Annotated in this window: 11 protein-coding genes; all 11 read right to left on the bottom strand. The window is 35.9% G+C overall.

All coding sequences use genetic code 11. From position 1 onward, the window contains the following. Position 1: 1 nt before the first annotated feature. The gene (locus MT489_RS18275; protein WP_244683007.1) at positions 2 to 2,326 is read right to left on the bottom strand and encodes a DUF5696 domain-containing protein; all 2,325 of its coding nucleotides are present in this window, start codon (positions 2,324 to 2,326) and stop codon (positions 2 to 4) included. Next, positions 2,326 to 4,470 carry a YIP1 family protein gene (locus tag MT489_RS18270; protein WP_244683006.1) on the bottom strand — a complete coding sequence of 715 codons (2,145 nt, stop codon included), beginning with the start codon at positions 4,468 to 4,470 and terminating at the stop codon, positions 2,326 to 2,328. Before MT489_RS18270 ends, MT489_RS18275 begins: the two co-directional genes overlap by 1 nt. Positions 4,471 to 4,494: 24 nt before the next feature. Continuing rightward, a complete protein-coding gene (locus tag MT489_RS18265; RefSeq protein WP_244683005.1) occupies positions 4,495 to 5,415 on the bottom strand; it encodes a carbohydrate ABC transporter permease in 921 nt (306 codons plus the stop codon). Between the two features lie 2 nt (positions 5,416 to 5,417). Beyond that, positions 5,418 to 6,371: a carbohydrate ABC transporter permease gene (locus MT489_RS18260; protein ID WP_370876422.1), complete on the bottom strand. Its 954-nt coding sequence runs from the start codon at positions 6,369 to 6,371 to the stop codon at positions 5,418 to 5,420. Positions 6,372 to 6,402: 31 nt separating this feature from the next. Then, positions 6,403 to 9,387, bottom strand: coding sequence for an extracellular solute-binding protein (locus MT489_RS18255; RefSeq protein ID WP_244683004.1), 2,985 nt, complete (start codon positions 9,385 to 9,387; stop codon positions 6,403 to 6,405). A gap of 14 nt (positions 9,388 to 9,401) precedes the next feature. Further along, positions 9,402 to 10,520: an ABC transporter ATP-binding protein gene (locus tag MT489_RS18250; protein ID WP_280518700.1), complete on the bottom strand. Its 1,119-nt coding sequence runs from the start codon at positions 10,518 to 10,520 to the stop codon at positions 9,402 to 9,404. A gap of 290 nt (positions 10,521 to 10,810) precedes the next feature. Then, positions 10,811 to 12,133 (bottom strand): ABC transporter substrate-binding protein, encoded by a 1,323-nt coding sequence (locus tag MT489_RS18245; protein ID WP_244683003.1) that lies wholly within the window; start codon positions 12,131 to 12,133, stop codon positions 10,811 to 10,813. Between the two features lie 681 nt (positions 12,134 to 12,814). Continuing rightward, positions 12,815 to 13,816, bottom strand: a complete 1,002-nt coding sequence (locus tag MT489_RS18240) for a family 20 glycosylhydrolase (RefSeq protein ID WP_244683002.1) — start codon at positions 13,814 to 13,816, stop codon at positions 12,815 to 12,817. 86 nt (positions 13,817 to 13,902) lie between these two features. Further along, entirely contained in the window at positions 13,903 to 15,246 is a 1,344-nt protein-coding gene (locus MT489_RS18235) for an ABC transporter substrate-binding protein (protein ID WP_244683001.1), read from the bottom strand. 205 nt (positions 15,247 to 15,451) lie between these two features. Beyond that, the gene (locus MT489_RS18230) at positions 15,452 to 16,228 is read right to left on the bottom strand and encodes a hypothetical protein (RefSeq protein ID WP_244683000.1); all 777 of its coding nucleotides are present in this window, start codon (positions 16,226 to 16,228) and stop codon (positions 15,452 to 15,454) included. Positions 16,229 to 16,260: 32 nt separating this feature from the next. After that, complete coding sequence (locus MT489_RS18225) at positions 16,261 to 16,962, bottom strand: winged helix-turn-helix domain-containing protein (protein WP_244682999.1); 702 nt, start codon at positions 16,960 to 16,962, stop codon at positions 16,261 to 16,263. Positions 16,963 to 17,183 lie beyond the last annotated feature (221 nt).

The following is a 17,183-nucleotide window of genomic DNA, read 5'->3' as shown; positions in this document are numbered from 1 at the left end:
ATTATTTCCCTCCTTCGAGGACTACAAAATCCTCAGCCTCTATGGATATTCCTTCGTGTGTAAAGGGATTTTTATTATAGTTAACGATAATTCGCTTACCATTTTCATACGTTGTTTCAAAAACACCTGAAGCTAATTGACGATGATCAGTAATAAATTGATCTTGAACACTTCCAAGTGCTTCATTATAGCGTTGATATTGGTTTACAATCTGTGATTCCCAATCCTTATAATACGTACTATAAAATCCGGTTAATGTTTTTGATTCTAACAACTTCTTAGATTCTTCATACGTAACAATGAAGGATGGAGATGCACCGTATTCAATCCCTTTCAAGAAGTTCTGGGTAATGCTTCCACCCATATTTCCATAATTGAAAGTGTAACTAAGTAATCCATGAAGAGCTATTTGAGCAAACGGTATCTTTCTATCTACAAATAAGTCATATGAATAATCACTATCTAACATATCCATATGATTACTATTGTTTAATGAATAAAAATTCCCCGCCATCACTTGCACATTTCCAAGCTCTTTTTCCGTTGCATCTAATATTTTTTGTTGAGAATCTTTTACTACATCTCTTGGAGCAAAATGATAGTCGTTATAATCCGTAGCTAGCATTGAACCAACACCAGCTCCGTACAAATATCCATCTACGCCCAGATCCTTTGCTTTACTTAAATCTTTTAAAATCACTTTTTCCATAAAGAGCGGACTAACAAAGACGATGTCAGATTTTGATTTACCAGAAGCGATTACAGTTGAACTTAAATCTCTCAAACCGTCCCTATTCGGTCTAAATCCATCTTTACCCGTATTATTAAATGTGTATGAACTTGCATCAAAGTAAACGGAATATCCATTGGAATGGGCAAAGTCAATGAATTTTTTCATTCCGTCATTGCCACCCAACCCTTTAGAAATTGGGAAATGCCCTCCGAATTTTTCATATCCTTTGTTTTGCCAACCATGGTATGTAATGGACATCCCTTTAACACCTTGATTTTTTAACTCTTCCACAATTTGAGTTGCCTGTTCAGTTGTTGTCAATGGTAGAAACGAATCAAAAATAAATCCAGTTTTCGTGCCTCCACCAAGAATATTCAAATGCAGATTAATATTTTCATTGTCTATTTCTTTCTTTTCAATCCCTTGTTCTTCCATTAAATATTGGCGATATCTTTCTGCCAAGTCTACATATCCTAGATTTTCTTTTTCAATCATATAGTAACGAGTAACACGGTCAGTACGTTGGATATCCTTTGTATATGTGTAAAATCCAGTCGATTTTTTTCTATCTGTAGTCTGATAGAATTTAAAGCGAAATAAATGTTCGGCTGTTGACCAATTGTATTGACTTAACGATTGGGATGGTGCTGATACGATATTCGTATAGGAGTCCCCTTCACGAATAACTCCCAATATCGCCTGGTCCCCAGACTTAATTCCGAAGATAGGCATTCTAACAGGTAATCTGGTGGAAAAGTTTGTAGAAAAAGACACATCATCACCATATACTCGTTCACTATACAAGTTCGTTGTGCTAGCTCGATGCTTTTTAAAATCAACTAGCGCTCCTGAACCATCCGGTAAAAAGATAAAACCATTCTCTCCCTCTGAGGTGTCTGCACCTAGGAATGGAAATAAGCGAATAGAAACAAGGCGAGCCAATGGATCTTTTAGTTGTTTTTTATCCTTTGCTTTTTCATCAATAATTCCTTCAGCTAAAACTTTAGTTTCTATAAAGTCTTTTCCAAGGCGGACTTCAATAGGAATGACAAAGCCTATGTTTGGCATTTCATATGTTATTTGAAATCCATCTTCTATTCTTTTGAAATCTACTGTTCCTTCCTGTTGCAAGAAATTTGATTCCTTTACAATATCTTTCCGTACGTTCATCTCCGTATAAGAAAACATGAATGGAGATTGTAGATGGGATATCCAAACTGAAGCAGTCCCATTAATATCCCATTTATCTGGATTTGGAAAGGATCTGAATTCATTGCCTGATTTTTTATTTAAAACGATGAAATGTCCCGTTTTTTGATCTGCCTTTAAAATAAGATCGTTATTCTCTGCAACAACTTGTAAATCACTTTCTTGTGGAAGAAACGAAGGAGACTTGTCATCCGTTTTTCCTCTATTTTTTAGACCGTTTAAAAATGCTGAACCGGATTTTGAACCAGTTTTACTTTCTGATACTTTCTTTTCATTTTTTGAGTCCTTACCAGATTGATCATTATTAGCAAAAGCGGAAATGCTTCCTAATGATAAAACGAAACATAAGACCAAAAGTAAAATTACTTTCTTTCGTTTTTTCATTACATAGTCACCTCCTGGTAAAGTGTGAAGATAAACTCAATCGTTTCTGATGACAAACCTAGTACGATAAATACGAGTACCCATAACATAATCATGGAGAAAAGTGTAAGTAGTATATTTACAATCGTTTCTCCTACTGAATAATTTTGCAGTGTTTGAACCATCCAAAAGAACAATGCAGCACTCCATATGACCATTAGTGCATTGAAAAAGCCATATATAGAAGACTCATTCAATGTCATGACATTGGATAAAAGTGCAAGTGGAAGACCAAATAGAAACACTGGAAACAATGCGTATGCACTACCTACAAAAATATCTTTAAAACGTGCTTGTCCGTATCGTATAGAACCAATTAAATATTGACAGATAACCCATGAAACCCAGACAACTGAAGAAACAGTCAATATTGAATTAACACTAATACTTTCAATCGGCACTGGTTGGAATGTAAAACTTGTAAAATATATCCTTACTAAAACCATAGAAATGACGAGTACTAGAATAATCAATGCACTTACATATCCGCCCATCTCTCTAAATCGGATATCAGCGAACCCATCTATAGGATGTTTAAGAATATAAAATGCGTGCTTAAGCTGTTGAATAAGCTTTATCTGACTAAGCTTACTATTTTTCTTTGCTATCTTTTTTCGTTTTGACTTTCTCCTGCGTTGAACTTGGACACCAACGAGTGTTGTAACACTTAATACTAAGAATGAATTAGCGAAGATTGGGAAATTCTTTTGAAACCAATTTAATCTAAGTTGCCAAAACGAATCGGAATACCCCTTTTCCTCACCAGCTAGCTTGTACAATTCTTGTGCACCTTCAAAGTCTTCACGATAAAAAGCTGCACGAGCAAGTCCCTCATAAGCGGGGGAAAACAAAGCGTTTTGTCTTGAAATCTCACTCCAATACTGCTCACTATCGGAATATTTCCCTTGCTGAGTTAGTATATATGCACTTTGAATAGCAGCTCCAAATTCTGTTGGCTTTAAAACTTGAATAAGATTTTGAGATTGATCCAAAATAAATATTTTGTTTTTCGAATTCGTATCTATTGCAGCCGGACTTATCGTTACACCCATTTGTGGTGTTCCTGAATTAACTGGGGCTCCCCAGTAAAAAAGCAATTCTCCGTTTTGGTTAAATTGTGCTACTACCGCACTAGCCCTATCGACAACCGTAACAATTCCATTTTGATCAACGGTGATATCCGTAAGTTCAACTGCAGGACTTCCTTCACCTTCAGTTGGGTTCGTTGCTCTTTTACGCAAAAAATTTAGATTTATATTTTTTCCAAAGGAAAAATCTTTCCATTGATTTTCCCCGCGGATGTTTAATTTTTTGATTTGTTTAGAACTTTCTCGCGATACGGTATAAATGTAACCATTACTGTCTATGTCGATATTTCTTATCGGATTTGGAAGTAATCTTACCTGCCTTTTTAACTGTTCCTCTGTATAAAGCAGTTTACGAACCTTGTCCATTAACGAAACCTCGGTTACGTTAGTCCCATAGAAACCGTAAAATTCACCTTCAGGATTAAATTGAACAATCCCCTGAAACGTACCTTTTGAAACGACATAGACAAATCCACGTCTATCGACAACCATATTAATTGGTTCATACACAAATGATTTATTAATATATTTGGATTCAGGTCTTAAATATTCTTTAATAAGCTTACCGTCTTTATTTAATCTAATAACCCTTTTATTGCCTGTATCTGCAACATATATATCACCATTAGTGGCAACGAAAATACCGGATGGCTGTTTAAGCGGACTTTCCGGAACTAATAAAACTCTTACAAGCTCTCCGTTTTCATTCAAATGTACAATGCGATTATTTCCCGAATCAGCAATATAGATTTCGTCGTTTTGGTCAATAAACAAATCCTGTGGAGAACTTAGTGGAGAAAAAACTTTCTCTCCTTTTTCATTAACCAAATTTATATCTTGCGCCATTGCTTCACTCGGTTCATATGCAGGTTGAGTGAAAATTGTCCGGCCAAATCCATTCACACTAAACGTATCAAATGGTGCATCAGCCTTGGCCGTTAATGAAGATGACAGGAATATGGTTATAAGGCTAAGAACGGCAATGATTCCATGCCATTTTCTTGGTCTTTTTATCATCGTTGTACCTCCATTTCCTTTCCATCACTTAATTCCAGAATGGGCCATCGTGGCAATGACTTTACTCTGAAAAAATAAAAATATAATAAGCTGAGGTAAAAATAAGATTAGCGCACCTGCAGCAGCAGCTCCCTGTCTGGCAACAGTATTAGCAAGATTCGCTGTTAAAGATGTCATATAATACGGTAATGTTTTCATCGATTCATCCTGCATAAACAACTGGGAGGTTTCCACATTTCCCCAAGCTGATTGGAAGGAAATAATAGCAATCGTAGCGATGGCAGGTGTCACAACTGGCATAACAATCCGAAGAAACATCCCGAATTCAGAAGCCCCGTCAATTTTTGCCGCCTCTAAGATTTCATTTGGTACTTGATCCATGAACTGCTTCATCAAAAATACTCCTACAGGCATCGCAATCATTGGTAATACGTGACCCCAGTACGAATTCATAATCCCTAAATTTTGTACAACTACATAACGAGGAATTTGCAAAACTTGAGGTACAAATAATAACGAGATCATAATGGTAGAAAATACAAGTTTTGCTCCTGGAAACGGATGTTTAGATAGTGCGTACGCACAAAGGGCACTCGTTATCACCATTGCAGCAGTTGCAAGTACTGTCACTATCACACTATTAAAAATATAGCGTGACACTGGTACAAATGTGCTTTGCGTTAGAGACAATAACTCTACAAAGTTTTGAGTTGTAGGATTTTGTACAATAAACGTAGGCGGGAATAGAAATAGTTCGTGCAAAGGTTTAAAAGCGTGATTAAAAATATAAACAATCGGGAGCAACATGAAAATAGCCAATATGCTTAAGAAGAACAATATCGAATATTGTGTGCGATCCAATCTTCTAATTTCTCCACCAAAGTTTTTTAACTTCCAAATGGTTTCTCTTCCGAAATTTTTAATTCCAACTCCGAGTTTTTTCATAATTAATCCTCCTTATCCTCTAAAAGATAAAAGAAGAGACGACTTAACAAAAACATGAGTACTAATAATACAACCGAAATAGCACTGGCATACCCTAGCTCAAAACGGATAAAGCCGTAATCATCAATATGACTGATCATTACTTGTCCCGCGTAGTTAGGAGTTGGGTTAGATCCAGAAAGCTGTACCCCTAAACTTCCTGCCTGCAAAGTATGAACGATTGACATAACACCAGCAAAAAGTAATTGTGGTTTAAGCATTGGCACAGTAATATACCAAATTTCTTGCAACCTGCTTGAAATGCCATCAATTTTACCAGCGTCATAAAGCTCACGATCTACATTTAATAAACCAGCTAACATCGCCAAAAATCCAATACCCATACTTGCCCATATAGAAATGACGATCATAATGTTTAGTAGCCAATTCTGATCTTGAAGAAAAATGATTGGTTCAGTAATGAAACCCCATTTAAGTAGAAAACTATTAATATATCCTGTACGATCACCTGAAAACATTACTTGCCAAACAACTGTCATTGCGACACCTGCAGCAAGCGATGGGACATACATCGCAAGTGCATATCCCATACGCAATGTTTTAGGAAGTTGCGCAATAAACCATGCAAGTAGAAAGGCAAGTATAAATCCTACTGGTCCAACAAACAACGAAAACTTAAATGTATTCGGTAAGACATTTTGTAAAAATACAATATCCTGCGAAAATAAAGTTTGATAGTTTAGCCAGCCTGTCCATTCAGGAAATTGAATAGAGTTAAAATATGTGAAGCTTAGCCCAATAGCTGCTATTACCGGAATGACAATAAAAATAACAAACATTATCATAAATGGAGCAATGAATAGATACGATAATCGGTATTTCCATATATCCGCTAGAAGTTTTTTTGAGCGGGCTGAAAACTCTGCCTTAAACGATTCCATCTTCCCGGTTTTCATTTTTCCTATGTCAGTTTTCTCAAGCTGTACATTATTGTGCAAACCGGCTCACTCCTTCCCACGGTTCAGTAATTGTAAGCAAATCTAAAGATTTCTTAGCCTTGCCATTTTCATCAATTAATTCAAATTCAGTCTGCTTTCTTACTAACTCACGGCTAATAGCTTTCAAAGCTTTTTCCAATTCAATCCTAGGAGTTCCACCTTCAAGCACCGTCTGATTCCATGCAAAGTCTAACTGTCTTGTTGTCATATAGCCCCCAGGAACATTGGGAATATCCTTCACCCATCTCCATTGTTCCAAAATAGTTTGTAAATCTTCCTGTCTCCATGGCATTTTGCTAAATGCGCCTACATTTGCCGAGTTCCACCTAAATGTCTCACCACGGAATTGCTCAAGATTTAATCCATATTCAGTTTGGACTTCAGTGGAGGAATACCATTTTATAAATTCCCATGCAATATCTTGCTTTTCTTTAGGCGTATCATTAAACATCATCATGCTTGTTGTATCGACTCCAGTTCCTCCAGCCCAGCGGACAATTTCTCCATTTTTATTTACATGGCCAGGAATAGGAGCAATTCCCCAAACATCCAAAATTTCTGGTGCTGCTACGAGTAATTGCATATATTGATTGAAGTCGGCAATTCCAATCGGCATTGTACCTTTTCGGAATTGTTGATAAAAACTTTGAACCATTCTATCCATGCCGTGAAGGTTGAATAGATTTGTCCATTCCTCGAAGGCAGTGAAGGATTCAGGTGTATTAAGTCCTGTAGATAAACCGTCTGGCGTATAGAGCTCTACTCCGTTTTGATAAAGCATATAGGAGAAGTCCTTCGGATCGGCGTAAAAATTATATTGGTTTTGTAGTAGAGTTGGAATCATGTCGTATACGTCTTCCCATGTTTCCGGTACACCCAAATTAAGCTGATCCAAAATATCTTTTCTATAAAATAAAACTTTGAAATTAATTGTTTCAGGGATACCGTAATAGGCATGATCGTAATAATACGGGAGCAATGTACCTGGAGCATATTGATCCAATAATTCCTCCGCACCTGGCAATTGTGATAAATCCTTAGCTGCTCCCCTAAGCGCCATTTCAAAAGGCATTCCGCTTGGGACACCAAGGGCTACATCTGGCATAATGCCTGCAGCCTTCGCCAAAATAAGCAAATTTGGATCTTGGATCAGGTTGACGTTTACCTTAATACCATGCTCTGGAGTAAATTGTTGGTTTGCAAGTTGCTGTAGTTCCTCAGCGTAGTCGCGCCCCCACATCATCCAAACATTCAACTCTTCATCTTTTTGTTCACGTAATTGGTTTTTATCCTTAAACGAATAAAGTAAGGAATTATACATCCCTTGAACCTTCTCAAACATATTTGCTGTCATTCTTGGAAAATCTTTGTTGTCTGGAGCAACATAAAATTTGTCAATTTGTAATGGAGCATTCATTAATTCTTGTTTCTGTGATTCAAGTTGATCTTGAAGTGCTCCTATTCTTACTTGGTTATTTGGTATTGTATCCGGCTTTTCCAGCATGGAAGCAATATCTTGAACGATTGATTCAAACGCTTGCGACACATTGCTTCTTTCACCATTTATCTCTAGCATATGGTTCGACATATTATTCAACTGATCATGCATCTCTTTAAGTTGATCAAGAACACCAGGAAGTTCTTGTTCAACGTTCCAAACTCGGAACTGATCTACATTGTTCTTGTAGCCATCTACCTGATTACCCGATGCGAGTCGGATTTCTTGTGAAATCTCTTTAATTTCATTTGCCAGTTTTTCTATTTGTACAATAATTGGTACGAACGGTTCGTATGTAACCTCAAATTCAAATGTATGTTTGCCTTTTTCCAAATAAAAAGAATAAGGGCGGTCGTTCTGATCCTTTAAGACAATTTCTTGCCATCCAGTGGCATACGGTATTCTAAAATTTTTCATATCGGAAAATGGTATTTTCCCATCAATATAGACGGTTCTAAAGACCGATAAATTTTTTCTATAGTTCTGTAAGCCTCTAAAAGCAATTTGATAATTCCCGGTTTTAGGAACCTCAAATTCCCAAGTTACTTTTTGACCACCATCGTACCAACTCCACCCTCCCAATGTATTAAACTTAATTTTTTCGAGTGATTTCGGAGTTGTTAATGGATCACGATCATATTGAACTTGGATGGAAGTAGAATTTTTTTTAGTAAAATTTTCGGCTTCAATTGTAATCACATTTCCATCCTTATTTTTATCTAAATCTGATACGTTTTTTACATCGTCATACGTTTTAATGACCTCTGGTGATTGAATTGTTATAGAATTTAAGGCAACTGCTTCCCTAAGTGATTGTAATTGAATCTTATTTTTCCCACTCTTTAAATAAAATAAAAGAGAACCTGTATGACTGCCTCCTGAGGTTAGTGACTCTTTCTTCCATTCTATTAATTCGTTTATAAGAGAGCGTATTTGATTACCACTATCATCGTATTGATCTTCTTTATCCTCAAATTCCTTTTTTAGTTCAATTGAGCGTAGCTCCCTATACGGATATTCGCCATTTACTTTAACATTTAAAATTACCGATTGACGACTCCCTCCATCAGCTTGTGCTAGAGGTAAATGTTCAATAGCTATTTCATATAGTCCATCCTCGGCTACGTTAATGGTATACTCCACCCATCCTTTGGAATTGGATAATAGCATCACATCTTCTTTGCCACCATAGGATTCAATAGATACACCTTCTTCAGAGATTTTGGAATACTGGCTAGCTTTCATATTTACAACATCTTTCCCTAGCTTTATCCCTTCACTCTTCCATGATTGTTCAACTTCGTAGTAATATGGTTCAATTCGAGCTTCTACATTGTTGTTAGAACTATTTTTTTTCGTATCTTCTGCATTTACTGACTTGCTAGTAAAGGGCATAATCGTGCTTGTAATAAGAAAGATTATTAAACTAACATACATCAATCTATTAAAATATAATTTCTTATTATGATGTGACATCCATCTCACTCCAATCAATCAGTCAGCAATTCCTCTGAATTCCTGTCAAAAAATAGCGCTTTATCCATATCAATCGCCACTTTTACCTTTTCACCTTCGGAATAACGGTAGCGAGGATGCGCACGTACCGCAAATGATTCTTTACCATGTGCTGTAAGGTGATAATAATTGTCTGAACCCACAAATTCATTGAAGTTTAGTTCAGCTCTAATGAATGCGTTCGGAAATGCATCAAATATTTCTTGTTCAAATCCAGTATGTTCTGGTCTAATCCCCATTGTGACCGTATAATCAGTCAAGCGCTTATTCCTCATCATATGGGCTTGTTGATCTGTCAATTGCAATGAGAATGTATCTGAGAAAAAGCGCATCTTTCCATCTACTTCTCGCAAAGTTCCCTCAAAAAAATTCATAGGATGATTCCCAATAAATTTTGCTACAAACATATTTTTTGGCCTGTTATAAATCATTTCAGGCGTATCCACTTGCTGAATAACTCCTCTATTCATTACAACAATTCTGTCTCCCATCGTCATTGCCTCAATTTGGTCATGGGTTACATAAATGGTTGTGACTTCCATAGCTCGATGCAGCCTGATAATTTCTGCTCTCATTTGAACCCGCAATTTAGCATCTAAGTTCGAAAGCGGCTCGTCCATCAAGAAAGCTTGCGGACTTCTCACAATTGCCCGCCCTAAAGCAACACGCTGTCTCTGACCACCACTAAGTTCCCTTGGTTTCCGATCAAGCAAATTTCCGATCTCCAATACACGCGCGGCTCTCTTGACAGCACTTTCAATTTCATGTTTTGGCAGCTTTCTAATTCGTAGTCCAAAGGCAATATTTTCATATACCGTTAAGTTTGGATATAGTGCATAGTTTTGAAAGACCATCGAAATATCCCGATCTTTGGGAGGATGTTCATTCACAAGTGTATCCCCAATATAAATTTCACCTTCGGAAATATCCTCGAGACCTGCCACCATTCGTAGAGTGGTAGATTTCCCGCATCCCGACGGCCCTAAAAACACTAAAAATTCTTGATCATCAATATCTAAATTAAAATTATTAACCGCAAGCTCTTTGTATTTACCATAGCGCTTACAAACATTTTTCAACAAAATTCTTGCCAATGAGGTTCCCTCCTAAAACAAAGAAAATCAATTTCTGACACTTATTAGTTCAATGGTAAGGTTTTTTCTGTGAATTTAGTGTGAAGATTTTTATTCGAAGATCGGCAGAGAATAACAGGTCGATTTGTTAAAACACAGTGACAAAATTAAAACCAATAAAAATCAAAAGATGAAAAAACAATTAAATAAAACTTTCATAGCAGCTATTTGTGTGATAAACCCTCTAACTGCTATGAAAGCTTTAAAGCTATCAATATACTCATTTATTATTAGCTTTTATTCTAAATTTTCTATTGCGCTTGCTTGGCATCTTGAATCTTTATCTCGGCTTCCTCTTGGGAAACCCTTAAAAACTCTTGAATGTCAGCACCTGACTCAACAAATTTTTTCATATCCAATTCTACATATTGATCCCACACACTTTTAATTTCAGGTGGTGCAGCAGGCGTGTTATGGAAAAGTGCCTTAATATTTTTCCCATTTAGAAATATATTATTTGCAGCATATTGTTCTATACTTTCCTGAGAATATAAAACTGAAGGTGTCCCGTCACGTGAAAGTTTTAGCTGATAATCTTCACTTGCCACTGTTAATAGAAATTGAAGGGCTGCATCTTTATTCTCACTGTAATTATTGATAACAAATGGGTGGATACCTGTAGGGGTTGGACCTACATCTGGCATATCTGACCATGTAGGCAGAGGAAGTATGTCCATATCTTTCATAAACTCTACGGCATCTTCAATCTCACCGCCTAACCAGTTGTTAGCCATAAATCCATGCCAACCGATGTACATAGCTACATTTCTCTCACCAAAACCACAAGATTCTTCTTTTATTCCCGGGATACCGTAATACTGTTCCATTAAACCCATGTATTTAGCAAATTTAGGATCTTTAGTTAGTAATACTTCGCCCGTCTCCGGATCCGTCTTACTTACCGACAATTCCATTAACGGTGCCCAATCCTGATCTCCCATATCTAGACCACAATAATGGACGTCATTACGTACAGCAGTCATTTGTTTTGCTAGATCCAGTACTCTATCCCAACTCATACTTTCATCCGGCTCCGGATAAGGAACACCGAAAATATCGAACACTTCTTTGTTATAATAAAGTCCAAGAAGTCCAACTTCTCCAGGAATACCAATTAATCGACGCTCCTTGTCCCGTGAACGAACTTCGTCTAGTACAACCGGCTGTATGTGGTTTAAATCAACATGATACAAATCTATCATTTCATCTAATGGAAAAACTGAATCTAATTCTTCCAAAGGCTGTTGTCCAGTGAATGCTAACAAGACGTCCGGAACTTTTTTATCTGCATAAAATTCTTGTAATTGTTCAGCCGACCCATCCCAATCAATATGTTCCAATGTTAAATAGGGTTTGTTCTCTTTCACATAATTCCCTATTCGATCCATAAAATATTCTTCTCCCCATGGTGTAGCAATCTTTAATGTAACTTCTTCCTCGGAAAATACTGCTGAATCTACATCATCTTTTTTCTTTTCTTTTTTCGGTGTAGAAGTTTCATTTGAACATGCAGATAATATTACGAATATCAAAAGTAGCATCGTCCCCAAAATGCCTTTGATTTTAATGTTCATTATTTTCCTCCCCAGGTTATGTTTGACCTAAATACAGATAATTTACTTTTCCATATGCTGAAAACCTAGTATGTAAAATGTTACTAATATGCCTGTAGATTAAAATTCACCTTAAATTACACAGCTCACTAAAACGCTTACATAATGAAAAAAAATTAACTAAAACTCGCCACTTTCACCTCTTCACTATTTTAGATTTAATTAATTCAGAAGGCACGCAAAGATTGTTACCGGTAAAATAAAAATAACATATCCAAAAAATTCCTCCAAGTCCCAATTTTCAAATAATTATAAAGTTCTATATTTTTGTAAAAAATTGTAAGGTGTTCTTAGATTCTTATATGAACAATTGACAAAAAGAATAGTTATTTTCTAATCATGTTAAACGTTTCTGTTGAATATTTACGTTAACGGTGGAATGTGCCTAAAGGGCTAGATATGGACTGAAAAATTATTTTGTGGATTTCTGTTTCAATGGATATTTTTAAATAAATTTTTATTTTGCCGCTAGGTTAAGATGTCAAGCCAGGTATGAGGACCTACAAAGACGCCAAGCATCTAGGTTCTTTCTAACCGCACTGGGAAACGAGCTCTTGGAGAAAATTAACGTCCAAGATTCGCAAAGCCTCTTCAAAAAAACCCTGATAACAACTATTTAAAGCTGCTACCAAGGTTTCAAATCTATTTCAACATAGACGTAATTTTATCTAGAGTTTCATATAATTCTTTTATTTCGCCATTCACAGTGTTATTAATAAAGTTTGCAAAAGCCTCATCACTCCAATGATGCCATGACGTTACGATCATGCCCGGCATTCTTTCCTCAGCATTAAGTTCAACGGCTTGTTGTTTACTATTATTTAAAAAATTGGTTGCTGCTTCTGTATTAAACCAACAGGCGGGGATTACTGTAAAACCATGTTGAAGAAAAGTACCTACCGATGGAAATGAATCATGTTTTTCGTAATGCCAATCCATGATTTTTATATCTTTTGGAATTTTATCAATAGCCTTATAGGTGCCAAAAGTATCGGCTTCCCACTTGTTATTATACCCACTCGCAACACTGTCGATTAAACGGTCTCCCCACATAAACATATCGATCCCTCGTTTTTTAACGAGATGATCATGTAAATCGTTAACAGCTTTTGCAAATAAATCAGCTCGATCTTTCCCTTTACAACGAGGACATTGATCATCTGCCAATGCAAAGACTTCGTCCATCCCTACGTGAAAAGCGTCGGCATCAAATGCCTCAATCAATTCGTCCAACAGATCAAAAACAATAGAATACACTTCAGGATGCTGAGGACACCAACTCCTGCAAAAAAAGTCTGGCCATTTTGCATCTAATGGAATATGTGGAGTTTCATCAAATTCAGGATAATGCTTCAATAAACTATTAGGAGCTCCTCCCCACCCTTGATGTCCCAAGCACTGAAATAACGGAATAAGGCGAATTCCATTTGATTTACATAATTCTGCTAGCTCTTTAGCATCTTCTTTTGTAAGCGAACCATCAGCAAGTTCTGGATGAGACTCGAATTGGAAAGATGTATTGCATTCAACGACTAAATAATTAATGCCTCTTGGAACTAGTACTTTTTTTATAAATTCCTTAAATGGTTCCATTAGTTCATGTGAACCAAACCGCAAATGAAATGCTCTAATTGTACTACTCATTATTATTCCCTCCTAAATATAATTAAAGAACCCCTGCAAATTCATTCGCAGAGGTGTCTTTATTTGTCGATTAAATTTCTATCAGCTTACTCGCTTTCTTTTTGAGAACGTACATTTTCCTCAGCTTGTTCTTGAAGGATACGTAAAAACTCATTAATATCTTTTCCTGAGTTTACAAACTCAATTGGAGCTGTCCAAAGAACGCCATCACCATATTTTGCTTTTTTTGCTGGACCAGTTGCATATTCATGGAGGAACATGGAAGCAAGGTTCTTTTCTAAGAATTCTGGCTTGTTCTCAGCAAAAACTGCATGAATGTCAGGATTTACTAAAGGTGACGCCCAACCATCTTTGGATCTATTCTTTTGCATTTCATCGGAATAAATAAAATCTAGAATTTCCAATGCTATTTCTTTGTGCTCACTTGGTGCAGTAATCGTGTAACCATTTCCATTTGGACCTGGATCGATTCCTTCATATCCTTCCCATACTGGGAAAGAAACGATATCAATATTATCTTGTCCTAACCAACCAAAGTGAGTTTTAGCAGGTGCCATTGCAACATTTCCTTCACCGAATGCTGCTCCCCAGTTATGTAGAAGGCTACCTGGTTCTTCAGCAGGATAGTTTCCAGGAATGGAAGTAACTGCTTTTACCATCTCAAGATATCTTCTATACGCTTCTGATTCAGTAATTAATACTTCATCTGTATCTGGGTCGATTGAATTTTGGCTAAATTGTGTATAAGCATCGTATGGTACGTCAAGATCCAATCCGCGGTATTGAACTCCATTTACTTCACGAGTCAATTCTTTTGCAAGTTCAACTACTTCTTCCCATGTCATTTCATCTGATGGATAGTCCACTCCAAGAATATCAAACACGTCTTTGTTATAGTGCAAAGAGAATGTCGCACGTCCAGTTGGAAGTGTATATAATCCATTATTTTGATGCGGATCTTGGTTTCTAGCAAAAGTAATAATAGATGGCTCAAAACGTTCTAAATCAAAACCTTGCATTTTAATTAGTTCATCCATATCGTAAGCAAGACCAAGGTCTTCTAAAAAGTTAACGTGTGTCATAAGTCCCATTGTAACAATATCAGGGCTTTTACCAGCAGCTACCAATTGCTCCAATGATTCAGCATTATCCGTTCCAGCTTCTTGGACTTCAATCGTTACATTAGGGAATTTTTCTTTTACATATTGACCGATAGTCTCTTCGAAGTTCTCTTCTCCCCATTGGTGTGCCCATCTAATAGTTACAGGTTCATCATTTTTTGCTTCCTCCTGTTGTTTAGGCTCTTCCTTTGGAGCTTCTTTTTCAGGAGTGTCAGCTGGAGCTGCATTATTGCTACTACAAGCCGCAATAATAGAAATTGCTAATGCTGCTATAAGGAACAATAACCAAGACTTAAAATTCTTTTTCATGATCTAAAAACCTCCCATTAAACATAAGTGCAATCTTTTAAACATAAGTGCAATCTTTAAATCTTTTTATCTATTTGTTGCGTAATCAGATCAATTACTTCCCCCTATGCACCTCCATATATTACAAATAAAAATGAGCCATGAAAGCCCTAACATTATTCTACTTTACAGTGTGTGAATTTCGTGTGAAGAATTTTATTCATTCCTATGCTGCTTTTTTCAAACGACAAAATAATGACATAAAGGCAATTTGCATGATACTCATTAAATATGAGTAAACAACTATAGTTCCAATAATAGTAATTGGAGACCATAATCTATGTAACATTAAACTTATCGAACTTGAAAAAATGTACATAACGATAATAAGACATAAAGAGAATGGCAAAGATCTTTTTAAATAAACATTGCTCAATTTTAATGCTTTAGCAACGCTTACTCTATCTACTACTATTGTGAATTCTAAGTAAATATAAATGATCCGCAGAATTAGAAAAATAACTAGAGAAGCAAAAACTCCAATTATATTAAAAAATATGACTAAAAATGCGGTTACACTAATTTTTCCCAAAAAGACAATCATGTGCAGAAATATAAATTGAATCCAATTTTTTCTACCATCTTTTAAAAAACTTGAAAATCGAAAATCATTTCCTATTACAATTGAATGTAAAAAACTAATGTAACCACCTTGAAGAAATGCTCCAATTATGATCATTACTACAATAACAATCCACGAAAATGAATGTCCTTTGTCTGAGATATGTAGAAGATCTACATGATTCGCAAATAGGGGGATGTTGGATAAATGACTGGCGGAAGGTATGCCCATTTCTAATATAAGGCGACTTGATAACATCTCTTTTCCATTAAAACCAACTAGCAGCAAGCCAAGTCCCAATGATATGAAATCATAAATTATTGGAATTAATATGAGAGTGTAATGATTGTGAACTTTTCTGAATGCGTCTGTTAATCTCATTAATACCCCCCGTGTTCCTCTGATGATAGTTTTTATTGAGCCTGGTCCATTAGGCAATCAAATTTATACCCTGCACCGATTTTCGTAACGATATATTTTGGATTCTTTGGATCTTCTTCTATCTTTTTCCGCAAGTTTTTTATGTGGGCATCCATAGTACGCGCATCACCGATATAACGATATCCTTGGACAATATATGATAAATCGTGTCTGCTGAATACTTTTCCAGGCTTTTTTACAAATGCATCAAGTATTTTGAATTCGGTAGATGTTAATTTGACTGTTTTATTATCAACTAATACTTCTTGTGTCTCAAAATTAATAACGAGACTATTTTGATTAAAACAAAAGACTTTTTGGCTCTCATTTTTATATAATTCAATCCTTCTAAATGAAGCATATATACGTGCGATGACTTCGTTAATTCGGAAAGGCTTGACGATATAATCATCTGCTCCTTGTTTAAATCCATTAATGATATCTTCTTCCTTAGATCTGGAAGAAATAATAAATAGTGGCACATTTGAAATCTTTCTAATTTCACTGCAAATTTCACTGTAACTAAATTTTTGAACCATAGGATTTAATATAACCAAATCTACTTTAAATTTTCGAAGCTTTTGTAAGGCATCCGTTCCTTCATTTGAAGTCATAACTCCCCAACCTTCTTTTAGAAAATGAGACTTAAGAACATCTCTGCACGATGCCTCGGATTCTACAATCAAAATTTTCATATAATCACGCCCCTTGCTCAATTCTTAATAATTCGGATTATACGGACTTTTTTTTGAAAGCGTCAACATCATTTAAGTATGTAAGTTTTTTCTATATATGTTAGATATTCAAACCATTTTAAAAAAACGTTACGGCTCTAAGGTATGCAAGGATTATTTTTTGTTTAAGAAAATTCCAAATTTTAATTGCAAAACCATAATAATATATGGTAAAAAATGGA

This window comes from Lederbergia wuyishanensis (assembly GCF_022900255.1).
GTDB lineage: Bacteria > Bacillota > Bacilli > Bacillales > Bacillaceae_C > Lederbergia > Lederbergia wuyishanensis.
Note: the sequence above shows the minus strand (reverse complement) of the source record. Positions and strands in the feature narration are given on the sequence as shown.